Raw genomic sequence first — 24,924 nt, 5'->3', positions numbered from 1 at the left:
CTCATCAATACGTGATACCGGTCGGCTTGGTTCGGTCCGCTGCAGCTTGTCGATGATCCGCAAAATAGGTATGCCACCGGGTAATTGGGCCGTTGTTGCCATCTGCGTGAGGCAACAACCTTGTCGTGACTCACAAATCGTGACCATGAGACTTGCCCACACCTCACCGATTCTCCCCGGCGCTCCGGGTAAGTTGCGTCTCCCGACGGGACGCGAATCACTCAGGTCCCAGACCGGAAGGAACTATCGGCGTCCTCGACAGTGAATGGACACGCAGCAGATTTCCCGACACGCATCCTCTTCACGAGATTCGCACTGCAACAGGGATATTGACCTGATCGGTTCAGTCACCAGCCACATAATTATCCACGGACAGCGAGAGCTGTTGACACATGTGCTGCCAACTCACCTGAATCGCTCTCCAGCATAGGCGATCTCGCAAACAACGCCGCCCAACAGCCGTTCACCGACGCGTGCGGCGAGATTGCCGACCCCAATCAAGGAAAAATCATGGGAAAACACAGGAAACAACATCGACCTCGCGCCAGAAGATTTGTCGCACTAGCTGCAGGAGCAGGAGCTCTTACAGCCATCGGCACCTTCGCAAACACGGGTGTGGCCAGCGCACACGACTGGTCACAAGTAGCCATGTGCGAGAGTTCCGGAAACTGGAGCATCAACACGGGCAACGGATTCTACGGCGGACTACAGTTCACACAGTCGACGTGGGACGCCTACAAACCTGTCGGTGCACCCGCCCGTGCTGACCTGGCATCGATCGCGGATCAAGTCGCGGCAGCGGAGGCAACCCTCGACGCTCAGGGTATCGGTGCGTGGCCGGTGTGTGGCGCACACCTCGGCTGGAGTGGTGTCACTCCCGGTTCAGGCGACGTATCGACCCTGCCGTCTGCCGGAGAAACCGTCCAAGTGGCCCCTGCAGCACTTCATAGTGGCAGCAGATGCAACTGGGAGTGGCCGGTCGATGGGGCGATCTCGCAGGGATTCCATGCCGGACATGATGGAGCGGACTTCGCAGTCAACGTCGGAACGGTTCTCCATGCCCCGACGTCTGGCACGATCTCGGTTGCCGGACCATTTGATCCTGGCGGATACGGAACCTATATCCAGCTCGAAGCCGATACCGGCGAGCAGATTCAGATGGGCCACCTTTCCGAAACATGGGTGAGTGAAGGCACCCACGTCGAGGTCGGCGACAAAATCGGTGCCACGGGCAATACCGGCAGCTCAACCGGCCCGCACCTGCATCTCCGCATTCACAGCGGTGGTGCCGTCGATCCCGTCGCATTCCTGAAGTCGGCCGGGGCATGCGACACCGGGGCGAGTGTCGCTCCCGCACCGATCTTTGCACCCGCGTCGGCTGCTCCGGCACCACAGCCAGTTGAATCGGCGGTCGGCGACACGGTGACCGTATCCGAGGGCGACACATTGTTCGACCTTGCTTCAGCGAGAGGAAAGAGCTGGCAAGAGGTTTGGGCAATGAACGCGTGGATCACTGATCCTGACCGGATTTTCGTGGGCGATGTGATCACGTTCTAAACAGGAAGGCGGGGCTCCCTGCCCGAACGAGCGAACGTACCTTTCGTCGCCTTGGATGCGCCGAAAGGTACGTTCGCTCGATGGGGTTGGAGCGCGATGGACCTCGCCATGACGCTCGGGGAGGCCGCATCGATCCGAGTGTCCGCCGACACACCCCTTTCGGTCGCGTGTGACTCGGGCTACACTCCTGGACGGTTGACCAATTCGCGTCAGACCGCCCGAAAGGACATTCGTGCAGATCACCCGACGCACCGTATTGGCAGGCGCTGCCGCCGCCCCTGCGCTCGCCGCTCTGTCGACGAGCCAAGCCGTCGCAGCTTCGCCGGCACGCACCGTTTCACCCGCACGCACCGACAAGTCGTCGTCCTCGCTGCAGGTGGGCGTCGGAATTTCCGATGTGACCGGGCCGGTCGCCGAGGTCGGCATGATGGGCTACTCGAGCTTCGACCAACGCGCCGAGGGGCTGCACCAGCGAATGCGCGCACGCGCCTTCATCTTCGAGTCCGGCGGATCGCGGGTCGTCTACGTCTGCGTCGACAACTGCATGATCTTCCAGTCCGTTCACGACGAGGTCCTGCGCCGATTGGCCGGGAAATTCGGTGACACCTACACCGAACGCAACGTCATGCTGACCGCTGTCCATTCACACGCGGCGTGCGGTGGGGCGTCGCATAACTACGCGTACAACCTCGCAGTTCTCGGATTCGAGCTGCAGGTGTTCGAAGCCGAGGTCAACGGTATGGTCGAGGCGATCAGCGCTGCCCACGCAAACCTGGCGCCGGGCACGGTCCGTTTCGGGCGGTCCGATCTCACCGATGCCAGCGTCAACCGGTCGCGAGTGGCGTTCGACCTCAATCCCGAAGATGACAAGGCCTACTACCCCGGCGGCAACGATCACCACATGCGTGTCATGCGGATCAGTCGGGGCAGCAAGGACATCGGAGCGATCAACTGGTTCGCCACCCATTGCGCCTCGCTCACTAACGAGAACCATCTCATCTCCGGGGACAACAAGGGCGCCGCCGCGTACTTCTGGGAGCACGACGACCAGGGTGTGCGTTACCTCGACGGCGACACCAGTTTCATCGCCGCTTTTCCACAGACCAACAGCGGCGACATGTCACCCAACCTCTTCCTCGAGCCCGGCCGCGGACCGACCGACGACGAATTCGAGAATGCGCGCATCATCGGGCTCCGCCAAGTGGCGGCAGCTCAAACCGCCTTTGTCTCCGCCGCCGAGACCATCACCGGCGGCGTGGACAGCCGGATCATGTATCTGGACATGGCAAATCAGGTGGTGAGCGGAAGATTCACCCCGGACGGGCGCGAGCACCGCACCGCTCCGGCCGCGATCGGTGCGGCGATGAGCGCCGGAAGCGTCGAGGACGGACCGGCGATTCCCATCTTCCCCGAGGGCACCCGAAACCCCATGATCGACGCCTTGGGCGGCATGGATGCTCCTGTGCCTCAATGGCTTCAGGATGCGCAGGCCCCCAAGCTCGTAGTCGTTCCGGTCGGCCTGTTGCCACCGAGCGGATGGGTGCCGAACGTGCTGAAGATCCAGATCCTGCGGATCGGACAGTTCTACATCGTCGGCGGCCCTGCGGAATTCACCATCGTCTCCGGCCTACGAGTGCGTCGAACCGTCGCCGAGGAGCTTGGGGTTCCCCTCGAGAACGTCATCTTCCAGGGATACGCGAACTCGTACTCGAGCTACTGCACCACGCCACAGGAATACGATTCGCAGCAGTACGAGGGCGGTTCGACGATGTTCGGCCGTTACACACTGCCGGCCTATCAGCAGGGGTATGCCGCCCTCGCAGCCGCGATGCGCGATGGCACCGAACCTCCTCGCGGCCCCGCGCCGGCCGACCTGTCCGGGTTCCAACCCAGCTTCGGACCTGGCGTCGACTTCGACGAACCTTTGCCTGGAACACAATTCGGCGATGCGACCGTCCAGCCTGGCGACAGCTCACCAGGCGGGCAGGTTGCCGTCGAGTTCGTCACCGGCCACCCCAAGAACGACACTCACCGAAACGGGACCTTCTACGAGATCCAGCGCGATACCGGCGGATCCTGGACGCGCGTGGCCGACGACAACGACTGGTCCACCAAACTGCACTGGCGCCGGGTCGGGAGCAACGGTTCCGTCGTGCGCATCACGTGGGATGTTCCGGCAGACTCTCCGGCGGGTACGTATCGAGTCCAACACTTCGGCGCGTCGAAGGCTCGGGGTAGCGGCGCGATCACGCCGTTTTCCGGGGTGAGCGCCGAATTCCGCCTCACCTGACCCGCGTGAACGTATCGCTCCCCTTTTCAGACAAGGGGAGCGATACGTTCACGCCATGGCAGGGTTCACGCGAGGGCAGGGTTCACGCGATGGGGGTGGTTCACGCGATGGCAGGGTTCACACGGTGGTCGGGTGCAGCGAGGTGGTCGGTGCCGGCTGCTCTGACGGCGCCGGGCGGTCCATCTTGGCGGCGACGACCAGGACCACCAAACCGATAACGGTAACAACCGCTCCCATCCAGATCGGCGAGGTGAAGCCGAGTCCGGCAGCAATGGTGAGGCCACCGAGCCACGCGCCCAGTGCATTTCCGACATTGAACGCGGCAATGTTGGCACCCGACGCCATGGTGGGTGCCTCCGACGCGTAGTTCATGATCCGCATCTGCAGTCCGGGTACCGTCGCAAAACCGAAGGCGCCCATGAAGAACAGGGAGATCACTGTCATGATCTTGCTCTCGGCGCTCGCGGCAAACACGATCAGCACCACTGTCAGAATTGCCAGGATCCACACCAAGGATTTGGTCAGCGAGCGGTCGGCAGCCTTCCCACCGACGACGTTGCCGACAAACAGACCGGAACCAAAAAGGATCAGCAACCACGGAACACTTGACGCCGCAAAGCCACTCACCTCGGTGAGGGTGAATGCGATGTAGGTGAACGCACCGAACATGCCGCCGTACCCGAGAATCGTGATGGCGATCGAGAACCACACCTGTTTGTTGCGGAAGGCCTCGAGTTCTCCGCGCAGGCCGCCGCCGTCGGTTGGGGCCGACGTCGTAGGAACCAGAGCCGCGATCCCGATCAGTGCAACAATGCCGATTGCGGTGATCGCCCAGAAGGTCGAGCGCCATCCGAACTGTTGGCCGAGCATCGTACCGAACGGAACTCCCAGAACGTTGGCAATGGTCAATCCGGAGAACATCATTGCGATAGCGCCTGCACGCTTGTCCGGCGCAACCATTCCGGCGGCCACCACCGATCCGATGCCGAAGAACGCGCCGTGGCACAGCGCCGCAACGATGCGTCCACCCATCATCACCTCGTACGTGGGGGCCAGCGCCGACATCAGGTTGCCGATGATGAACAGAACCATCAGCGAGAGTAGGACTTTCTTGCGCTCGAAGCGGATGACTGCCGCCGTCACCAGAATTGCGCCGATCGCGACGGAGAGTGCGTAGCCGGAGATCAGGTAACCGGCGACGGCTTCGGTGACCTCGAAATCGGCGGAGACCTCGGGCAGCAGACCCATGATGACAAATTCGGTGAGGCCGATCCCGAACCCGCCCATAGCGAGGGCAATGAGACCCAATGGCATCTCGGTGTTCCTTTCACAGATTTACGCGCAAGCCGTTAGCGGGCGTGTGCAGTAGTTGCAGGCGCGCTATAAATAGTTGCACGCGCGCGCTACATGCGCAAGCTGGTAACCTGGAGCAGCAGGAAACGGACAAGGAGAATCACATGGGGATCGCCGACGACGCCGTCGAAATCCGTTCGCAAGGGTGGCGCACGCTCGCGGCACTGCACGGTGCCCTCGATACCGAACTGGAGCGCGCTCTCCAGCGTGAGCACAAACTGTCCGTCGTCGAATACACGGTCCTCGATGCACTGAGCCGTCAGGACGGCTGGCACATGCGCATGGCACAACTTGCCCGCGCTGCCGCACTGAGCAGCAGTGCCACGACGCGATTGGTCAACCGTCTCGAAGACCGTGGATTACTTACCCGAATCCTGTGCGCCGACGACCGTCGCGGCATCTACACCGAGTTGACGCCTGCCGGACGCGAACTTCTCGAAAGCGCACGCCCGACGCACGACGCCACCCTCGAGACCGCCCTCGACGAGGCATGCAAGACACCCGAACTCGCACCGCTCGTGCGGGCGCTCCACGAACTCCCCGTCGGCTAGAACTCCGGCTAGAACTCCGCCTAGAACTCCGCCGGAAGCAGGGCACGCTCGTCGATATTCGCGACCACCTGATCGACAAACACTTTCGCGTCGACGACAACCCGCTCATCCCGCGCTGGGACCAGCACGTCGACCGTTCCGGCTTGCACTTCGTTGTCCCCGATCACGGCGATGTACGAATCCCGGTGAGTGCGAGCCTCGCGGATGCGGCGTCCCAACGATCCGTCAGGCGCAATCGCCACTCGAACATCGCGAGCCTCGAGATCGGCCCGCACGCGCTCGGCCGCTTCCTGATGCCGGTCGCCGACTGGCAGAACCGACACCTGGTTGGGCGCCAGCCACGGCGGCATCCGCCCCTCGTGTCTTTCGATCAAGAGCGCGGTCATCCGTTCCATCGACCCGAGCAAGCCGCGGTGGATCATGACGGGACGAGCCTTGGATCCGTCTTCCGTGGTGTACTCGAGTTCGAACCGCTCCGGTTGATTGAAGTCGAGCTGAACGGTCGAGAGTGTTTCCTCCCGGCCGTGCGCGTCTCGCACTTGGACGTCGATCTTGGGCCCGTAGAACGCTGCCTCGCCCTTCGCTTCCACATATTCGATCGAGCGTGCATTCAGTGCTCCGCGCAGTTGGTCCTCGGCATCGGCCCACTGCTCGTCGGTACCGAGGTATTGCCCCGCTGCTCCTCTGATCGAGAGTCGGTATTCCCGTTCGGTAATCCCCAGAGTCGAGTAGCAACCCTCGATCGCGTCGAGTGCGACGATCACTTCCGCTCGCACCTGTTCGGTACTGCAGAAGACATGCGCGTCGTCGAGATTGATCTGCCTGACGCGGTTCAATCCGCTGAGAACACCGGAGAGTTCGCTTCGGAACATCGAGCCGAGTTCACGAACGCGGAACGGTAGCTCACGATAACTACGGCCACGCGCGGCGAATACCTGGGCGTGATGAGGACAGTTAGCGGGACGGAGGAGAAAAGATTCCCCACCGATCTTCATTTCGGGGAACATGTCTGCCGAGAACTTGGACCAGTGCCCCGATTTATCGTATAACTCCTTCTTCGCCATCACCGGGGTATAGACGCCTCGGCAACCGGATCGTGCGGCTTGCTCGGCGGCGAACTTCTCGAGTTCCGATCTGATGATCGCACCGTCCGGCAGCCAGAGTGGAAGGCCCGCCCCGACGATCGGGGTAGTGGCGAAAAATTCCAGTTCGCGTCCGAGTTCGCGGTGGTCAACGCTCATGAGTGATCTCCACATCGTTCAAGGGAGTCGCACGCGGAGCGAAGAAACAGAAAAACCCCGGGGCGATAACTCCCGGGGCTGAAAGGGTTCGGTCAGCAGTTGCTAAACGATGCGCCGGAAGGAAACCGGCGTCGTCGTGTTGTGCGCAATACTGACCATGTACGTCAGGTTACATTAACTTCCGACCCGCCGACAGCCCGGATTGTCGGGGCTCTATGCTGACGCAACTGGGAAGGCGCAGCAGTAGCCAACGAAACACCCACGAAGAGCGAAGTTTCGGCAATCATGTCCGAACGTGAGGTTCTCGGATATGAGGAGGATGGGCGACGGTGCCGGACCACTTGCTCGAACAGTTGATCACCATTCCTTTGTTCACGGGAATCATCGGGTACATCACCAATTGGTCGGGCGTTCTGATGCTCTTCGCCCCCCTCGAATTCCACGGAATCAAAGTTCCCGGCCTCAAGATCCTCTTTCCACTACTCCCGCGCCGAGTCCAGGTCATCCCGGCAATCACCAGCGACGGCCGGTTCGGTTGGCAAGGAATTGTGCCCTCTCGCGCCGAGAAAATGGCGTCGATCGCAGTGGACAAATCGTTGGCGAAAGTTGGCAGTATCGCCGACTTCTACCGTGAACTCGATCCGGACAGCATCGCCGAACATCTGGTCACCATCTCGCGAAGCGAAGTCCGCGGTGTGGTCACCAGAGTCATGACCGCCGAGAATCCTCAGCTCTGGCACAACCTTCCGAATCCGGTGAAAGAAGCTGTCTTCCGGAAAGTCGAGGAAGATCTGCCGGCCAGCGTCCGCACCATCACGGACCGCATCGAAGAGGACATCGACGAATTCATCGACGCCAAACTTATGGTGATCAGATACCTGTCGTCGCACCCGAAACTGCTCAACGACATTTTCCGGACCATGGGAAACAAAGAACTGCGATTCATGCAGAACTTCGGTTTCTACTTCGGGTTTCCGATGGGGTTCGTCCTCGTGGCCGTACTGCACTTCCTGCCGTACTGGTGGATTCTTCCCATCGGCGGCGTCATCATCGGCTACATCGTCAACTACCTCGGAATCAAGATGATCTTCGAGCCCATCGCGCCCAGCCGATGGGTACCGTGGCGGCAAGGCCTTTTCCTCAAACGACGCACTGAGATCATCGAGGGCTACGCAAAAACTCTCGCCGATCACGTCATAACACTCGAGAACATCGGCACCGAACTTCTCGAAGGTCCACGCTCGGACCGAACCCGCCGAATGCTCGATCAAGTACTGCGTGAATCCGTCGACGACGCCGTCGGATGGGCTCGATCCGTCGTGAAGATGACCGTCGGCTCACAGAGCTACCGACGCTTGCCGAGCCTCGCGACAACCGAAGTGCTCGACCTCGTTCCGCGAGTATTCGAGGACGCGGCTTTCGCCGAAAGCCAGTCCGAGAAGATCCGAATATTCGTCACGGCGCAAATGAACAAACTGTCACCGGAAGACTTCAGCGAACTACTGAGATCTGCCGTCAAACAAGATGAATGGTTGTTGTTCGTCCACGGAGCGGTACTCGGCTCGTTGGCCGGTTTCCTGCACCTCGCGATTTTCGGAGTATGAGAATGAGTGAGCAGCGCGAAGAACCCACGTACGAGTGGGATATCGACACGGGTACCGAAGAATCCGTCGAAAAGCGGTTGATTCGTAGCCTTGTCGGATTGACTGCCACCACCACACTCACGTCCCTGAAGATAACGGGGTGGGCAGTGGGCACAGCGCGGGAGGCGACGCGGCAGATCGTCGCGGCCGCAGCCGACGCGGCAGCAGAAGCCGCCGAAGCAGCCAACGTCCAACCTTCGACAAAGCGGCCGGCAAGCGCGGGGCCCTCCCGATCCGAGAACCTGCGATCGGCCATGCGCGCTCGTCCCACGCGCAAACAGAGCACCGAGGCCATGCTTGCAGCCCTGCGCCAGCGCGGCGACAATCTGCTCGACCGTTCTGCGGACGTCACCGATCGCGACGATCTCCACCCCGCCTACGACCGAATCCTCGACGAGATCGCACCGGACGAAGCGCGCATCCTCCGTCTACTCGCGTTGTCGGGCGCGCAACCGAGCGTCGACGTCCGAACAGCACGACCCTTTGGCGTCGGGTCGGAAATGATCGACGAAGGCCTGTCGATGATCGGCGATCTCGCCGGGTGTCGGCACCTGGATCGCACCAATGCCTACCTCAACAACCTGCACCGACTCGGGCTGGTGTCGTTCTCCCGTGAACCCGTCGAAGCGGAGCGATATCAGGTCATCGAAGTCCAGCCCGCGGTGATCGACGCTGTGCGCCGCGCGGGCCGGTCCAACAAGATCGTGCGTCGGAGCATCCTGCTCACGCCGTTCGGCGAGGACTTCTGCCAGACGTGTTTCTCCTTGTAGGCCCCTACAGCCAGGTATCTTCCGTCGTGGTGGTCAGGAACGCCTCGAGATCGTCCCGCCAATGTGCGGGGACGGTCTTGTCCGGTTCGATCCCGGTGTACTGCCCACGATAGAACAGCAGCGGACGCTCGGTCTTGACCTCACTCATCGACGAGACGCGACCGAAGACGACGAAGTGATCGCCGCCGTCGTGGACGGTTTCCACCGTGCAGTCGATGTGCGCGAGCGACTTGTCGATGATCGGTGAACCCAACGGCGAAGGTGTCCAGTCGATACCGGCAAACTTGTCCGGCTCACGCGAACCGAATCGCGCGCACACCGATTGCTGTTCCTCCGCCAACACGTTAACGGCAAACTTTCCGGTCTTCTCGATTGCCGCCCACGACCGAGAACCCTTGGTGGGACAGAACAACACCAGGGGTGGGTCGAGGGAGAGCGCGGCAAACGACTGGCACGCGAAACCGACCGGAACACCGTCGTCGACCGTCGTGATGATCGTGACGCCGGTACAGAACTGACCCAGGACCGTGCGGAACTGCCGCGGGTCGAGCGCGGGGGCACTCACGGCTTCATTCCGACCGTGAAGTCGTGACCCCACAGACTCACTGCCGTACTTTCCCGCGCGATCCAACTCTCGTCTTCGACCTCACGTCCCTCACAACCGAATTCGATGTCGAAGCCGCCGGGAGTCTTCATGTAGAACGAGAGCATTTCGTCGTTGACGTGGCGCCCGAGCGTCGCCGACATCTTGACCTTCTTACGCAGCGCACGGTCGAGGCACAGTCCGACGTCGTCGGAGTTCTCCACCTCGAGCATCAGGTGCACGATGCCGGTCGGGTTGGGGAACGGCAGGAATGCCAGGCTGTGGTGACGCGGGTTGCAACCGAGGAACCTCAGCCACGCCGGGTCGCCGTCTGCTGGCCGGCCGACCATCTGCGGTGGCAGACGCATCGAATCTCGCAGTTTGAATCCGAGGACGTCGCGATAGAAGCGCAACGACGCGTCGTCGTCGTCAGTGGTGAGCACGACGTGGCCGAGGCCCTGCTCTCCCGTGACGAACTTGTGTCCGTACGGGCTCACGACGCGTCGATGTTCTAGCGCCACACCGTGGAACACCTCGAGAGAGTTCCCCGACGTGTCCTCGAACGCAATCAGTTCGACGACACGTCGGTCCTTCAACTGCTCCGACGTGCCCTCTTTGAAGGGAACACCGGCCGCCGACAACCTGTCGCGGATATCTTGCAGCTCAGCCGCATTCGCTGTCTCCCAACCGGAGACGAGCAGACGATCCTTCTCGTTCGGAACGATGACCAGGCGTGCCGGGAAATCGTCCATCCGCAGGTACAACGAATCGGGATCGACGCCCTTGCCTTCGCTCATGCCGAGAACCTTGAGTCCGTACTCGCGCCACGCGCCCATATCGGTGGCCCCGATACGCATGTATGCCAGAGATCGAATACCCATCACTTACCTCCGTCGAGCAAGAAGTCGGTTGCGAGCCGGTTGAATTCGTCGAACTTCTCGAGTTGCGCCCAGTGTCCGCAACCGCCGAACACATGGAGTTGCGCCCGCGGAATCATCTTGAGCGCAACCAGTGCGCCGTCGAGCGGGTTGACGCGATCTTCACGGCCCCAGATCAACAACACTCGCTGGCGCAGTTTGTACGCCTCACGCCAGAGCATGCCGAGTTCGAAGTCGCCGCTGGAGAACGACTTACCCATTGCCTTGGCTGCCGCCAACGATTCGGGTGTGCTGGCTGCGGCAAAGCGTTCGTCGACCAGTTCGGGTGTGATCAGTTTCTGGTCGAAGACCATGATCCGCAGGAACGCTTCGAGGTTCTCACGCGTCGGCTGGTAGCTGAACTTTCCGAGGTTCTTGACACCTTCGGTGGGGTCCGGTGCAAACAGGTTGACACTCAAACCGCCGGGGCCCATCAGAACGAGGCGACCGGCGCGATCCGGATAGTCGAGTGCAAAGCGAACAGCAGCGCCACCACCGAGCGAATTACCCAGCAGATCAACGCGACCGGTGATCTCGAGTGTGTCCAGGAGATCGTTGAGCGCTGACGCACTGTGCACGAAATACTGCGGGTGCTCCGTCGGCTTGTCGGACTGCCCGTAGCCGGGCTGATCTACCGCGATAACGTGAAAGTTCTTTGCCAGCACCGGAATGTTGCGGGCGAAGTTCGACCACGACGAGGCACCCGGACCACCGCCGTGCAGTAGCACGATGGTCTTGTCGTTGCCGACGCCGGCTTCGTGGAAATGCAATTTCAGGTCGGGGCGCACCTGCGCGAACCGCGACGTGGATTCGTAGGTGAAGACTTCTTCGGTGGTTGTCACGGACGCCTCCCCTAGACCATCGTGTCGGTGATCGGAAGACCGAACTCGCCGGTTCCGAACATGACGTATGCGCGCTCGGGATCGTTGGCTGCATGGACGCGTCCGGCGTGAGCGTCGCGCCAGAATCGCTGAATCGGCGTGCCGTTCTGTAGTGCGGTCGCTCCGGAATTCTCGAAGAGTTTGTCGATCGAGGCGATTGCGCGACCCGTGGCACGCACCTGGTCACGTCGAGCGCGCAGACGCAGTTCCATCGGAACCTCTTCGCCCGCAAGGATCAACGCGTACTCGTCCGCGACATTGCCGGACAACTGACGCCAGGCTGCGTCGATGTCGCTGGACGCCTCAGCGATACGTACCTTCGCAAACGGATCGTCCTTGGACTTCTCACCGGCAAAGGCTGCGCGTACACGCTTGCCCTGATGTTCGACGTGCGCTTCGTAAGCGCCGTAAGCCATTCCGACGATCGGGGCCGAAATCGTGGTGGGATGAATGGTGCCCCACGGCATCCGGTAGACCGGAGCGGTGTTGTTCTCGAGACCGGGAGCAGTCAGTTCGCTCATCGCGCGGAAGCTCAGCACGCGGTGCGAAGGAACAAAGACATCCTTGACCACAACGGTATTCGAGCCGGTTCCGCGCAGGCCGACCACATTCCAGACGTCGTCGATCTGGTAGTCCTCGCGGGGAATCAGATAGCTGACGAAATCGACTGCGCGACCGTCCTTGAAGACCGGCCCGCCGAGAACTGCCCACGTTGCATGGTCGCAACCGGACGACCACGCCCACGCCCCGTTTACCTTGTAGCCACCCTCGACTACCTCACCCATTCCCATGGGCGCATAGGAGGACGAGATACGAACGTCAGAGTCCTTGCCCCACACATCTTCCTGAGCCTGCTGCGAGAAGAGCGCCAAGTGCCAGTTGTGAACACCGATGATCGAGGAGACCCACCCCGTCGATCCGCAGGCGCTGGCGATCTTTTTGACCGCCGAGTAGAACAGCACCGGATCGGCTTCGTATCCACCCCACTGCTTCGGCTGCAGTAGACGGAAGAAACCGGTCTCCTGCAATGCCTTGACGGACTCGTCAGGGATACGACGAAGATCCTCGGTCTCCTGCGCCCGCTCACGTAGTGCCGGCAACAATGCGTCGAGCTTCTGCATCACCTCGTGGCTGTCATGGTTACCCACTTCGACGCTCCCGTCTGTCTCGATCGGATAGTTCACTTACCTTGAGACTAGAACACGTTCTCTTTTCTGTCGAGACGTCGGGAATCGCATCGTTGACGGCCGCAATGCTGTAACAAGTGCATCGGAAATCTAGCGAAACCAGAGTTCGTTCTATAACGTGTTCTACTAACAGGTAGAAGGGATGTGAGGTCACTATGGCGCAGATTCGCGAGATCGACGTGGGAACGGTGCAGACACGGTTCGCGCGTGGATGGCATTGCCTAGGTCTTCTGAAGACCTTCAAGGACGGCAAACCGCACGCGATCGAGGCTTTCGGCACCAAACTCGTGGTGTTCGCCGACAGCAAGGGCGATATCAAAGTTCTCGACGGGTACTGCCGGCATATGGGCGGTGACCTCACCCAAGGCGAGGTCAAAGGCGATTCCGTCGCATGCCCGTTCCATGATTGGCGCTGGGGCGGAAACGGAAAGTGCACCGGCATTCCCTACGCACGCCGCGTGCCCCCACTCGCCCGTACCCGGGCTTGGCACACACTCGAGCAGAACGCTCAACTCTTCGTCTGGAACGACCCCGAGGGCAATCCCCCGCCCGAGGAGATCGTGATCCCGCGCATCGAGGGCGCGTACAGCGACGAGTGGACCGATTGGACCTGGAACTCCATGGTCATCGAGGGTTCCAACTGCCGCGAGATCATCGACAACGTCGTGGACATGGCGCACTTCTACTACATCCACTACGCCTTCCCGACGTACTTCAAGAACGTCTTCGAAGGTGAGATCGCCACTCAGTATCTCAACACCACGGGACGCCCCGACATCGGAATGGCCTCTCAGTACGGCGGCGACACACTGCTTCGCTCCGAGGCTGCGTATTACGGACCGTCGTACATGGTCAATCCTCTGTGGAACAGCTACAGCGGGTACGAGGTCGAAAGCGTCCTGATCAACTGCCACTACCCGATCAGCCCGGACTCATTCGTGCTGCAGTGGGGCGTGACAGTCAAGAAGCCGACGGGCGTCTCCGATGAAATGGCCGACAAGTTGGCCGGCAAGTTCACCGAAGGCATCAGCGAGGGCTTCCTTCAGGACGTCGCGATCTGGAAGAACAAGACCAAGATCGAAAATCCGCTCCTCTGCGAGGAGGATGGCCCCGTCTACCAATTGCGGCGCTGGTACGAGCAGTTCTACGTCGACAAGGCAGACGTTACCGAGAAGATGACGCAGCGCTTCGAATTCGAAGTGGACACCACCAAGGCCAACGAAGCCTGGCACATCGAGGTCGAGGAAAATCTCGCTCGCCAGAAGGCCGAGAAGGAAGCCGCTGCAAAGAAGGAAGCAGAGGTTTAATCGTGAGCGCCTCGATCCGTGACCTCCGTTGGGCCAAGGCTCCGGACTTTGCCGGCCAACCGGAGCGGCGGGGCGTCATCGAAGCCCAGACCGTCGAGGACAAGCACGAGTATCTCGACTCGGGGTTGCAGGAAGTCGACTGCAAGGCGTGTGGCGCGTGCGTACTGGTTCGCAAGAACACGTACAAGCACACCAGTATTCAGTGGACGTCCGACCCGGCACTTCGGTGCCACACCTTCAAGGACGCCATCGCGTCCGGGCAGAAATCGGCACTCAAGGACGGCTGCCCGATGCTCCATGACAGCATCGCCGCCGCCGTCATGGACGGCACAATTACGGTTCGCGACGCCGAGAACAGCTGAGCACCGAGAACCGAGAATGCACTGAGGGCCGACCCCAAATGGGTCGGCCCTCAGTTGTCAGGTGAGGTAACACTGCCTAGGTAACTGCGCCCGCAATCTTGAATGCGATGACACGTTCCCAGTCGAAGCCCAACTCGGTCAGGATTTCGTCCGTGTGAGCAGCGAACTCCGGTCCTGCAGTGAGTTCCGGTGCGGTGACGTCGAACTGCACCGGGTTGGCGGCCAGTTCGAGTTCACCGGCCTTGAGTAGATATTCGTTGGCCAGAACCTGCGCGTCGCTCGACACTTGCAACGAGTCTTGTACAGGTGCCCACGGACCGGCCAGCGTGGCAAACTTCTCCGACCATTCTGCGAGCGTCCGGCTCCCCAGGACGTCACGCAGAATATCTACTGCCGCTTCGGTATTGGCGGCAATCTGTTTGGAGTCGACAAAACGAGGGTCGTCTATGAGGTCGAGGCGATCGATGTGGCGGCACACATCGGCCCAGTACTTGCCAGGCTGAAGCATCACGAACGAGAGGAAGCGTCCGTCAGCCGTGCGATACAGCCCCGACAGCGGATTGGTCAGTGCGCCATGACCACCCGGCACCGGCGCCACCATGGCTTGATTCAGATGCGCCGACAACGCGATTCCGTGTCCCATGGACCACACACCGCTCCCCAGGAGCGAGACGTCGACGATTGAGGGCTCGCCAGTACGTTCTCGCTTGAGCAGTGCTGCCGCAACACCTCCGGCAAGGTTCGTGCCGGAGATCGTGTCACCGAAAGCCGGTCCTGGTGGAGTGATCATTCCGTCCACCCCGGGAGGCGTGAGGGTAGCGGCGATTCCGGCTCTGGCCCAGAAGGCCGTCATGTCGTACCCACCCTTGTCCGACTCGACACCGCGGGGTCCGAGCGCGCTGCCACGGGCATAGACGATCTTCGGGTTCACGGCACGAACGTCGTCGACGTCGATCCCGAACTTGGTCCGAGCCTGGGGCAGGAAACTCGTGAGGAATACGTCTGCTGTGCGAATCAGCGCATCCAACACCTCTTTACCCTCGTCAGTTCCCATGTCGATGCCGATACTGCGCTTGCCTCGGTTGGCGTGCTCGACGTTGGGGTTCGGGTCACCCTCGACCTTCAACGCACCGACCTGGCGAAGTCCTCGCTGCGGATCACCGGTGACGGCGTGTTCCACCTTGATGACCTCGGCGCCCCAATCGGCGAGCACTGCACCCGCCGACGGAACAAAACCGTACATCGCGACCTCGAGAACGCGGATTCCCTCGAGAGGCTTCACTTGACCACCGTCGCAAAAGCCTTGGTCTGCAGGAACTCCTCCAGTCCGGCGGTACCCATCTCACGGCCGATACCCGACTGCTTGTACCCACCGAACGGAACATCGGGGGTGAAGTAGTTGCCGCCGTTGACGCTGAAGGTTCCGGTGCGGATACGACGGCCGATGGCAATCGCCCTTTCGTCGTCGGCACCCAGCACGCCACCGGAGAGTCCGTACTTCGAGTTGTTGGCGATCTCCACGGCATGATCGTCGTCATCGAACGGGATGACTGCGAGCACTGGTCCGAAGACCTCCTCCTGCGCAATTTCGCTGTCCGGGTCCACATTTGCCAGCAGGGTCGGCGTGTAGAAGTAGCCGGGATCGACCCGCGTTCCTCCGGTCACGAGTGTCGCTCCTGCCGCGACGGCACGCTGAACCAAACCGTCCACCTTGTCGCGCTGCTTTTCGCTGATGAGCGGACCCATGTAGATCTTCGGGTTGGTCGGATCCCCGAACGGGACGTGCGCCATCATGCCGGCCACCTTGGCCACGATCTCGTCATGATGTGCCCGCGGCACAAGAAGCCGGGTGGTGAGCGCACAGCCCTGACCGGTGTTGGAGCAGATGGAGAACGCCGCGAACTGTGCGACTGTGCCGAAGTCTGCATCCTCGAGCACGATCAGTGCCGACTTACCACCGAGCTCGAGGAAGACCTTCTTGAGACTCGCGCTTGCTGCGGCCATGATCGACGCGCCGACGGGTGTCGAACCGGTGAAGGTGACCACGTCCACGTCAGGATGGGTCGTCATAATCTTGCCGGTCTCCACGTCGGCCGACGACAGCACGTTGACCACGCCGGCCGGAATATCGGTGTGGTTGGCGATCAGTTCGCCCAGAGCCAACGTGATGAGCGGTGTGTCCGGAGCGCCCTTGAGGACGATCGTGCAACCGGCGGCGAGCGACGGAATCAGTTTGGCGAACGCAAGTTGGTTCGGGTAGTTGTACGCGATGATCGCGGAAACTACGCCGGCGGCTTCCTTCTCGATCCAACGATTGTGCTTCTGCCCCTTGATGTCTACTTCGCCGAGCTGTTCGGTCAGCGGGTAGGTGCGCAGCAGATCGGCGTAGTAGCGGATGATCCCGATGGGTGCTTCGAGCTGGTTGCCCTGCGTATTGAGGTAGGTGGCACCGACCTCCGCGATCGTCAGAGCGCGGAACTCTTCGAGATTGTCGAGCATTGCCTGGTGCAGCTGGTCGAGGCACTTGATGCGGAATTCCACATCGGTTGCCCAACTGGTGGTGTCGAATGCCTTGCGCGCCGCTGCAATAGCGGCTTCTGCCTCCGCGACGCCTGCGTTCGGCGCGTAACCGAGGATCTCACCGGTAGCGGGATTGATCGACGCAAACGTCTGCTCCGTTGTCACGAGCTTTCCGTCGATGAGCAGGCGCCGATCGACATCCAGCACGGTGGTGCCCTCGCCGGCCGATACCGTTTCCTGAGATGACATCCGTTCTCCTCACTAAAGTATGAAAATAGAGTTCTCATATTCGAGAATATTGCATCCTGGTGATGTGAATGTATCAACTGTGAAGTCGTACGCATACCCCCCCGCCGCAAGGTTGCATCGCACCTGAGCAGTCTCGACATGGGATCTTGCGGGCTCGCCGGAGCGAGAGTAGGATTCTCCAAAATTGAATTGGAGATTCTTGTGAACCAGAATGATCCACTCCAACCGTCGCCTGTTACAACGGCAGCCCCGTTGTCGGCGAGGCACGCACTCAGACCCCATTCCCTTTCCCAAACCTATTCCGGGCAAGGGGCACGACACGTCGAGCGACCATTTTCCATCGTCGTCGACCTCCGCCCGATCGACAATCGCACTACCGGCCGTTCACCGTTCAAACTCATCGAAACAGCCTGAATAACAAAATGATTCACGTGCAAACAGGAGGAATATTGTGAAGGTGAAGGTCGACCCAGAACTGTGCCAAGGGCACACACTGTGTGCGATGGCAGCACCGGATGTGTTCGAACTGAGCGACATCGACGGCCACGCCACGGCCATCGAAGGTGACGTTCCCACCGACCTCGAGGACAAGGTGCGGGAAGCTGCCCATTCCTGCCCGGAGCAGGCCATCACCATCTTCGCGAGCAACCCCGCGTCCGAGAACTCCGACGTCAAGACGCCCGAGAGGACAGCTCCATGAGCATCGACAACGCGTCAGCACAGGACAATCACGAAAAGCCCGTATTCCAGTTCGACCGGCACGCAGCAAACTATCGCGACAACTTCCTCGACATCACCCAGGAAATGCACTCGAAGTGTCCGATGGCCTGGTCCGATACCCACGGCGGGCACTGGGTTGCCGCAGGCGGTGACGAGGTGTTCGCTCTCGCTCGGTCCGCTGACATCTCGAATGACCACGACCTGAAGGGAGTTCGCCGCGGCTACAAGGGAATCATGATCCCGACGGCCGAGCGTGCATCCGGCGTCCGCGGTGGCATCCTGGAAATGGACGACCCCGAACATCGCGAATTTCGCGCGGTTCTGAACCCTTACCTGTCTCCCGCTGCCATCAAGAAGTGGGTTCCGCTCATCGACGAGGTGATCCGCGCCAGCCTCGACGAGAAGATCGAGTCCGGCAAGATCGACTTCATCGACGATCTGGCAAACATCGTCCCGGCCGTCATCACACTGGCGATGCTGGGAATACCCGTCGTCAAATGGTCCGTCTACTGCGAGCCGGTACACGCGGCCATGTACACACCACCGGACTCACCCGATATCGCACGAATCGGTGAACTCCACCGCGCCATGGGCTTGGACCTCCTCACCAATCTCCATCAGATCCGCGAGAACCCACGCCCCGGCATGGTCGACGCGATTGCCCGCGCCACCGTCAACGGCGAGAAGCCGGACGATCTCGAACTCCTCGGCGTCCTGAGCCTGCTCATCGGCGGCGGGTTCGATACGACAACGGCACTCACCTCGCACGCACTCGAATGGCTGTCACAGAACCCGGATCAGCGTGAGATCCTCAGCCGGGAACGCGACACGATGCTGGACTCGGCAACCGAAGAATTTCTCCGATTCTTCTGCCCGACACCGGGCGACGGCCGTACCTTCTCCGCCGACGGCGAACTGGGCGGCGTCGAGTTCAAAGAGGGCGATCGATTGTGGCTCTCCTGGGCAATGGCCAACCGCGATCCCGAACTCTTCGACGATCCGAACACCGTCGACCTCGAGCGGACAGCCAACCGTCACTTCAGTTTCGGTCTGGGAGTACACCGTTGCATCGGCTCGAACCTGGCCCGAACGGTGTTCAAGCGCATGCTCGTCGCAGTCTTCGACCGGATGCCGGACTTCACCTGCGATCCCGAAGGCACTGTGCACTACGACTCCATCGGTGTCATCCAGGGCATGCGTCATCTCCCCGCGACCTTCACGCCGGGCCCGCGTCTCGGCGCCGGCCTCGACGAGACCCTGGAGAAAATCCAACTGATCGTCGACGAGCAAGGACTCGCCGCACCGATCACGGCCCAGAAGTAAGGAAACTGAAGTAAGTGACTGATTCCGCGGTAGTCGATCCGGTAAACGAGAACACGGTAGCCGAGTCGGGGCGTCCTCTTCCCCTTGTGACCCGCCAAAACCGGTTCTACTGGACGTCCGGCGCGGATGGCCGGCTGCGGGTACAGGAGTGTGAGTCCTGTTCGGCTCTGATCCATCCGCCGCAGCCGGTCTGCAGGTACTGCCGTTCACATCAGATGGGCGTGCGCGTGGTCTCGGGTTACGCCACACTCATCGGATTCACGGTCAACGAGCGCTTCAGCATGCCGGGGCTTCCGGCACCCTACGTGGTGGCCCAGGTAGCACTCGAAGACGATCCGCGAGTTCGATTGACTACCAATGTGATCGAGTTCGATCCGGCAGAACTCGTACTGGGCATGCGGATGGAGGTCGTCTTCCATCAGGACGGGGATGTATGGCTCCCGTTGTTCCGGCCGACGGCCGAGCAACCTGAACCCGCACCGCTGCCGCAGGCCGAGAGCGATCCGGAGGAGATCCGGCGACGTGTACGGCCGATGTCCACCACTGTGAAGTTCGAGGACAAGGCGGCACTCACCGGCATCGGCATGTCCGAGATCGGCCGACGCTTGATGCTCTCCCCCATGGAGCTGACGGTGCAGGCGTGCGAGCGTGCTGTTGCCGACGCCGGTCTCACAATGGACGACATCGACGGCCTCGCAAGCTATCCCGGTGCCGGACCGGTGGGCGGGTTCGGCGAGGGTGGCGGCGTGACGGGTGTCGAGGCAGCTCTCGGGATCCGGCCTACCTGGCATAACGGTGGTATCGAAACCTTCGGGCCCAGCGGCTCGGTGATCGCGGCGATGATGGCCGTCGCCAGCGGCCTTGCCCGCCATGTGCTGTGCTACCGAACTGTCTGGGAAGCCACTCACAACGAACTGATGCGGCTGGGGGAGATCAGCCCACCCGCACCGAGTCGCACACCGAGCTGGATGTTCCCGTTCGGAGCGACCTCCGCGGCGCACACTCTCGCTCAGAACGCGCAGCGGCACTTCCACAGGTACGGCACAACCCGTGAAACCCTGGGTTGGATTGCGCTGAATCAGCGAGCAAATGCCGCACTCAATCCGAGCGCGATCTATCGCGACCCGATGACGATGGACGACTACCTCTCGGCCCGCACCATCACTACACCGTTCGGCCTCTACGACTGCGACGTACCGTGCGACGCTTCGGTCGCGGTGATCGTGTCCGCCATCGACGCGGCACACGATCTTGCCAAACCACCGGTACTCGTCGAAGCTGTCGGCACGCAGATCGTCGAACGTATCGAATGGGACCAGAGCACACTGACGCACGAGCCTCAGGTTCTCGGCCCAGCTGCCCACCTGTGGACACGAACGACTCTGCGCCCCAGCGATGTCGACGTCGCACAGCTCTATGACGGATTCTCGTTCAACTGCCTGTCCTGGATCGAAGCGCTGGGCTTCTGCGGCATCGGCGAAGCAAAGGATTTCCTCGACGGCGGCCACAACATCGCCCGCGACGGAGTGATCCCACTCAACACACACGGTGGACAACTCTCACACGGTCGCACCCACGGCATGGGGCTGATTCACGAAGCGGTCACGCAGTTGCGCGGCGAAGCCGGTGACCGTCAGGTCGTCGGAGCCAAGGTTGCCGTCGCGGCGACGGGTGGCCTGTCCCCCGGCGGCGCAATGCTTCTCCGAACGGATCGATAGTGAAGGTGTGTCCATGACGACCGCGACGATGACTCCGAGCTACCACGCCCGCCAGAGCCCAAGCGCCCCCGCCATCGTGATGGCGTCGAGCGGTGAGGTCACGACATACGCTCAACTCGACGATCGCTCGACGCGATGTGCGCGGGCATTGCGAGCTCGCGGACTGGGCGTCGGCGACCACATCGCGATACTCATGGAGAACAACCGCCCGTTTCTCGAAATTGCCTGGGCAGCGCAGCGATCCGGCCTGCACTACACCGCGATCAACCGCCATCTCCGCCCACACGAGGTGCAGTACGTTCTCGACGATTGTGGTGCCAGTGCCTTGATCTCGAGCGAAGCGCTCGCCGACGTCGTGGCCGGCCTCGACGTCTCGAAAATTCACATCCTTGTATCGGCAGTCGGCGACCTCCCCGGATTCGATCGGTACGAGGATGTACTGGCCGGCGAGGTGTCTACACCACTCGACGACGAGTGCGAGGGCCGCGAAATGCTGTATTCCTCCGGGACGACTGGGCGCCCCAAAGGTGTCCGTAAGCCGTTGCCAGGTACAGCATTCGGGGATCCGAGTGCCGCGCCAGTCCTGATCGCCCGAGGTCTCCTGGCGTCCAACACCGTCACCGATGCGGTGTACCTGTCGCCGGCTCCGCTGTATCACGCGTCGCCGCTGGTCTTTTCGATGTCGTGGCACCGCCTCGGCGCCACGGTTGTGGTGATGGAGAACTTCGACCCCCTCGAGTGCCTGGAACTGATCGAGCGACACCGAGTGACAACCGCGCAGTTCGTCCCCACCATGTTCGTACGGATGCTCCGACTGTCGCCGCAGGAGCGAGCGCGATATGACCTGTCGAGCCTGCGCAACGCAGTACATGGAGCGGCGCCGTGCCCGATCTCGGTGAAGCAGCACATGCTCGACTGGTGGGGACCAATTATCCACGAATACTATTCGGGCACCGAAGATGTCGGCGCTTCCACCATCACACCCGAAGAGTGGCTGACTCACCCCGGTTCCGTCGGGCGACCGCTGCAGCAATGCCACATCGTGGGCGAAGACGGCGCAGAACTTCCTGTCGGGCAAGTCGGCTCGGTGTACTTCTCCGGCGGCCGGCCGTTCGAGTACCACAACGATCCGGACAAGACCGCGTCCGTCACCAATGACCGAGGGTGGCGCACACTCGGGGATATCGGGCGACTGGACGAGGACGGATACCTCTATCTCACCGACCGCCAGGCGCACACGATCATCTCGGGTGGAGTGAACATCTATCCACAGGAGGCGGAAAACGAACTCGCCGGCCATCCTGCCGTCGCCGATGTCGCAGTCGTCGGAGTACCCGACGACGAGATGGGCGAATCGGTGAAGGCTGTTGTGCAACTGGTCGATCCAGCCGCCGCCCACCCCAACCTCGAAGCAGAACTCATCGAGTACTGCCACAAGGCACTGGCCTCGTACAAATGCCCCCGGAGTGTCGATTTTGTCGACGCACTTCCCCGAGATCCCAACGGCAAGTTGTACAAACGCCTGCTACGTGACCGCTATCGGACCGGCCACAACACTGATATGGCTTGACGAGAGAACAGGAGACCCTCGTGCAGGGTTTGACAGACAAGGTCATTCTGATTGCGGGCGGCGCCACCGGCCTCGGCGCTGCCTCCGCGCAGCGACTGGCAAACGAGGGCGCACAGATCGTTGTCGGTGATCTCAACCTCGAAGGCGCCGAAAAGACCGCGGCAGCAATAAACGAAGCCGGAGGACGATCCGCTGCAGCACAATTCGACATTTCCGACGACACGTCAGTCAAAGAACTGGTCGCATTCAGCGTCCGAACCTTCGGAGGTCTGGACGCCGTCCACATCAACGCCGGCGACATGGGTTCGGTACCCAAGGACACGGACATCGTCGATATCGACCTCGCCGTCTGGGACCGCACCATCGCTGTCAACCTGCGCGGTCACATGCTCGTCACTCGGCACGCCATTCCCGAACTCCTCGCGCGCGGCGGCGGCGCGATCGTCTACACATCGTCGATCGCGTCGTTCACGGGCGATCCGCAGCGTCCCGCATACTCGGCAACCAAAGCCGCAATCAACTCCCTGGCCCGCCACGTCGCGTCCCGCTGGGGCCGCGAGGGCATACGCGCCAACGCCGTTACACCCGGCCTGATCCTCACGAAAGAGATCGAGGAGGGCGCGTCCGCCGAAGTACTGCAATCGTTGATCGCTCGGTCCCGTAGCCCTCGCGCCGGCCGTCCCAGCGATATCTCGAGCATGGTCGCCTACCTGATGTCGGAAGACGGCGAGTGGATCAACGGGCAGGTCGTCAATGTCGACGGCGGCACGGTGTTGCGGTGACGACACATGCGAATATGCGATTCTCAACTTGCTCAGCTATTGATTCTCAATAGCGAAAACAATATTCTCATTGCAGTAGGCGCCGCTGCCAGGCATCTCTGCGCAGCGCAGGAGAGGATTCTCAATGAACATTGACGACATGGTGATGGTCAGCATCGACGACCACGTGGTCGAACCAGCTGACATCTTCGAAAAGCACTTCCCGAAAAGCCTCATGGACCAGGCCCCCAAACTGACGGCCCACCCCCGCAACCCCAACGTGCAGGCCTGGCTCTTCCAGGACAAAGTGGTCGGCAGCTCCGGGTTGAACGCCGTTGTCTCCTGGCCGAAGGAAGAGTGGGGCATGGATCCCACCGGCTACGCCGAAATGCGTCCCGGCGTCTACGACATGGACCTGCGTGTACGCGACATGGATGCCAACGGCACCTTGGCCGCAACACTTTTTGCCACCTTCCCCGGATTCGCCGGAACCCACCTCGCCAGCCTGCCGGACAAGAAGTTGTCCCTGGCGGCATCTCGAGCTTTCAACGACTGGGTCGTCGGCGAGGTGCCGAATGCTCACCCCGGGCGCTTCATCCCCCTCGGGATCATCCCGTTCTTCGACGTGGACGAATCCGTCAAGGAAATCCATCGCCTCGCTGCGATGGGCTGCCGATCCATCAGCATCCCCGAGACGCCGTACGGCGTGGGCGAGGGTTACCCCGACTTCAAGTCCGGCTACTGGGATCCGATCTTCAAGGCCTGCGTCGAACACAACATCGTCCTGAGCCTGCACATCGGCGGCGGCTTCAGCTTGGTCAAGCGTCCCGAGGGCTTCAACATCGACGACATGATGGTTCTGACACCACTCATTTCGACCATTGCGGCAAACGACATGATGCTCAGCGGGGCCTTCCAGAAGTTCCCGGACCTCAAGGTCGCAATGAGCGAAGGTGGCGTCGGCTGGGTGGCGCCGTGGCTCGATCGCGTGGAACGCCACATCGTCAACCAATCCTGGACCGGATCCAGCTTCCTACCCAAGGGAATGACGGCAACCGACGTGTGGCGCAAGAACTTCCTGGCCTGCTACATCACCGAGCCGAGCGGCCTGAACAACCGTGAGCGCCTCGGCATCGACACCATCGCCTGGGAATGCGACTATCCCCATTCCGATTCCACCTGGCCGATCTCGCCGGAGATGTTGATGGAAGAACTCGTCGAAGCGAAGCTCACCGACGAGGAGATCGACAAGATCACCTTCGGAAACGTTGCCCGGTTCTTCGACTGGGATCCCTTCAAGCACATCAAGCGCGAGGACGCCACCGTTGGCGCACTGCGCGCGCGGGCAACCGATGTCGACATCAGCGAGACATCCAAAGCTGAATACCGTCGACGTTACGAGCTCGCCAACTCGTAGCCTC

The 24,924-nt window shown here is 61.3% G+C and carries 20 protein-coding genes and 1 pseudogene; 13 read left to right on the top strand and 8 right to left on the bottom strand.

Features of this window, described 5'->3' with window-relative positions; genetic code table 11:
- Nucleotides 1–510: 510 nt before the first annotated feature.
- Both ACFRFQ_RS11240 and ACFRFQ_RS11235 read left to right on the top strand, forming a co-directional pair.
- The gene (locus ACFRFQ_RS11240; protein WP_378656900.1) at nucleotides 511–1,557 is read left to right on the top strand and encodes a transglycosylase family protein; all 1,047 of its coding nucleotides are present in this window, start codon (nucleotides 511–513) and stop codon (nucleotides 1,555–1,557) included.
- A gap of 232 nt (nucleotides 1,558–1,789) precedes the next feature.
- Complete coding sequence (locus ACFRFQ_RS11235) at nucleotides 1,790–3,847, top strand: neutral/alkaline ceramidase (protein WP_378656897.1); 2,058 nt, start codon at nucleotides 1,790–1,792, stop codon at nucleotides 3,845–3,847.
- 117 nt (nucleotides 3,848–3,964) lie between these two features.
- On the opposite strand, the gene ACFRFQ_RS11230 is transcribed toward ACFRFQ_RS11235, so the two are convergent.
- Nucleotides 3,965–5,161: an MFS transporter gene (locus tag ACFRFQ_RS11230; protein WP_378656894.1), complete on the bottom strand. Its 1,197-nt coding sequence runs from the start codon at nucleotides 5,159–5,161 to the stop codon at nucleotides 3,965–3,967.
- Nucleotides 5,162–5,304: 143 nt separating this feature from the next.
- Here ACFRFQ_RS11230 and ACFRFQ_RS11225 point away from each other — a divergent pair, with 143 nt between their 5' ends.
- On the top strand, nucleotides 5,305–5,751 hold the full coding sequence (locus ACFRFQ_RS11225; RefSeq protein ID WP_378656891.1) for a MarR family winged helix-turn-helix transcriptional regulator: 447 nt from the start codon (nucleotides 5,305–5,307) through the stop codon (nucleotides 5,749–5,751).
- Nucleotides 5,752–5,771: 20 nt separating this feature from the next.
- Here the strand turns inward: ACFRFQ_RS11225 and thrS are convergent, their stop codons facing one another.
- Nucleotides 5,772–6,992, bottom strand: coding sequence for a threonine--tRNA ligase (thrS, locus tag ACFRFQ_RS11220; RefSeq protein WP_378656888.1), 1,221 nt, complete (start codon nucleotides 6,990–6,992; stop codon nucleotides 5,772–5,774).
- Nucleotides 6,993–7,321: 329 nt separating this feature from the next.
- Between thrS and ACFRFQ_RS11215 the strand changes: the two genes are divergently transcribed.
- Together ACFRFQ_RS11215 and ACFRFQ_RS11210 are read left to right on the top strand one after the other, a co-directional pair.
- A complete protein-coding gene (locus ACFRFQ_RS11215) occupies nucleotides 7,322–8,596 on the top strand; it encodes a DUF445 domain-containing protein (RefSeq protein ID WP_378656886.1) in 1,275 nt (424 codons plus the stop codon).
- Between the two features lie 2 nt (nucleotides 8,597–8,598).
- Nucleotides 8,599–9,405: an Abi-alpha family protein gene (locus ACFRFQ_RS11210; RefSeq protein WP_378656883.1), complete on the top strand. Its 807-nt coding sequence runs from the start codon at nucleotides 8,599–8,601 to the stop codon at nucleotides 9,403–9,405.
- Nucleotides 9,406–9,409: 4 nt separating this feature from the next.
- On the opposite strand, the gene hsaB is transcribed toward ACFRFQ_RS11210, so the two are convergent.
- The 4 genes from hsaB to hsaA are packed head-to-tail and all read right to left on the bottom strand — an operon-like array spanning nucleotide 9,410 to nucleotide 12,934.
- Nucleotides 9,410–9,970, bottom strand: a complete 561-nt coding sequence (gene hsaB / locus ACFRFQ_RS11205) for a 3-hydroxy-9,10-secoandrosta-1,3,5(10)-triene-9,17-dione monooxygenase reductase subunit (RefSeq protein WP_033232457.1) — start codon at nucleotides 9,968–9,970, stop codon at nucleotides 9,410–9,412.
- Nucleotides 9,967–10,869 carry an iron-dependent extradiol dioxygenase HsaC gene (gene hsaC / locus ACFRFQ_RS11200; protein ID WP_378656879.1) on the bottom strand — a complete coding sequence of 301 codons (903 nt, stop codon included), beginning with the start codon at nucleotides 10,867–10,869 and terminating at the stop codon, nucleotides 9,967–9,969. Before hsaC ends, hsaB begins: the two co-directional genes overlap by 4 nt.
- Nucleotides 10,869–11,747: a 4,5:9,10-diseco-3-hydroxy-5,9,17-trioxoandrosta-1(10),2-diene-4-oate hydrolase gene (gene hsaD / locus ACFRFQ_RS11195; protein ID WP_219110738.1), complete on the bottom strand. Its 879-nt coding sequence runs from the start codon at nucleotides 11,745–11,747 to the stop codon at nucleotides 10,869–10,871. Before hsaD ends, hsaC begins: the two co-directional genes overlap by 1 nt.
- 11 nt (nucleotides 11,748–11,758) lie before the next feature.
- Nucleotides 11,759–12,934 carry a 3-hydroxy-9,10-secoandrosta-1,3,5(10)-triene-9,17-dione monooxygenase oxygenase subunit gene (gene hsaA, locus ACFRFQ_RS11190; protein WP_033232672.1) on the bottom strand — a complete coding sequence of 392 codons (1,176 nt, stop codon included), beginning with the start codon at nucleotides 12,932–12,934 and terminating at the stop codon, nucleotides 11,759–11,761.
- 194 nt (nucleotides 12,935–13,128) lie between these two features.
- Between hsaA and ACFRFQ_RS11185 the strand changes: the two genes are divergently transcribed.
- A complete protein-coding gene (locus tag ACFRFQ_RS11185; protein ID WP_378656875.1) occupies nucleotides 13,129–14,280 on the top strand; it encodes a Rieske 2Fe-2S domain-containing protein in 1,152 nt (383 codons plus the stop codon).
- A 2-nt stretch (nucleotides 14,281–14,282) separates the two neighbouring features.
- Complete coding sequence (locus tag ACFRFQ_RS11180; RefSeq protein ID WP_378656872.1) at nucleotides 14,283–14,642, top strand: hypothetical protein; 360 nt, start codon at nucleotides 14,283–14,285, stop codon at nucleotides 14,640–14,642.
- 76 nt (nucleotides 14,643–14,718) lie between these two features.
- Here the strand turns inward: ACFRFQ_RS11180 and ACFRFQ_RS11175 are convergent, their stop codons facing one another.
- The gene (locus ACFRFQ_RS11175) at nucleotides 14,719–15,924 is read right to left on the bottom strand and encodes a CaiB/BaiF CoA transferase family protein (protein WP_378656870.1); all 1,206 of its coding nucleotides are present in this window, start codon (nucleotides 15,922–15,924) and stop codon (nucleotides 14,719–14,721) included.
- Nucleotides 15,921–17,411: an aldehyde dehydrogenase family protein gene (locus ACFRFQ_RS11170; RefSeq protein WP_378656867.1), complete on the bottom strand. Its 1,491-nt coding sequence runs from the start codon at nucleotides 17,409–17,411 to the stop codon at nucleotides 15,921–15,923. The genes ACFRFQ_RS11175 and ACFRFQ_RS11170 overlap by 4 nt, the downstream gene beginning before the upstream one ends.
- 451 nt (nucleotides 17,412–17,862) lie before the next feature.
- On the opposite strand from ACFRFQ_RS11170, the pseudogene ACFRFQ_RS11165 reads away from it, so the two are divergent.
- The 6 genes and pseudogenes from ACFRFQ_RS11165 to ACFRFQ_RS11140 all read left to right on the top strand — a co-directional run.
- Nucleotides 17,863–18,048 (top strand): annotated as a pseudogene (locus ACFRFQ_RS11165) (ferredoxin); the annotation flags it as partial.
- Between the two features lie 59 nt (nucleotides 18,049–18,107).
- A complete protein-coding gene (locus tag ACFRFQ_RS11160) occupies nucleotides 18,108–19,454 on the top strand; it encodes a cytochrome P450 (protein WP_378656864.1) in 1,347 nt (448 codons plus the stop codon).
- 14 nt (nucleotides 19,455–19,468) lie between these two features.
- Nucleotides 19,469–21,172, top strand: coding sequence for a zinc ribbon domain-containing protein (locus ACFRFQ_RS11155; RefSeq protein WP_378656861.1), 1,704 nt, complete (start codon nucleotides 19,469–19,471; stop codon nucleotides 21,170–21,172).
- Between the two features lie 13 nt (nucleotides 21,173–21,185).
- On the top strand, nucleotides 21,186–22,742 hold the full coding sequence (locus ACFRFQ_RS11150; RefSeq protein WP_378656858.1) for an acyl-CoA synthetase: 1,557 nt from the start codon (nucleotides 21,186–21,188) through the stop codon (nucleotides 22,740–22,742).
- A 20-nt stretch (nucleotides 22,743–22,762) separates the two neighbouring features.
- Nucleotides 22,763–23,524, top strand: coding sequence for an SDR family NAD(P)-dependent oxidoreductase (locus ACFRFQ_RS11145; protein WP_378656855.1), 762 nt, complete (start codon nucleotides 22,763–22,765; stop codon nucleotides 23,522–23,524).
- Between the two features lie 124 nt (nucleotides 23,525–23,648).
- Nucleotides 23,649–24,920 carry an amidohydrolase family protein gene (locus tag ACFRFQ_RS11140; RefSeq protein WP_378656853.1) on the top strand — a complete coding sequence of 424 codons (1,272 nt, stop codon included), beginning with the start codon at nucleotides 23,649–23,651 and terminating at the stop codon, nucleotides 24,918–24,920.
- The last annotated feature ends 4 nt before the right edge of the window (nucleotides 24,921–24,924 follow it).

The organism is Rhodococcus sp. NPDC056743, assembly GCF_042790355.1.
Taxonomy (GTDB): domain Bacteria; phylum Actinomycetota; class Actinomycetes; order Mycobacteriales; family Mycobacteriaceae; genus Rhodococcus_F.
The sequence above is the reverse complement of the archived record's forward strand: the minus strand, read 5'-3'. Positions and strand labels throughout refer to the sequence as shown.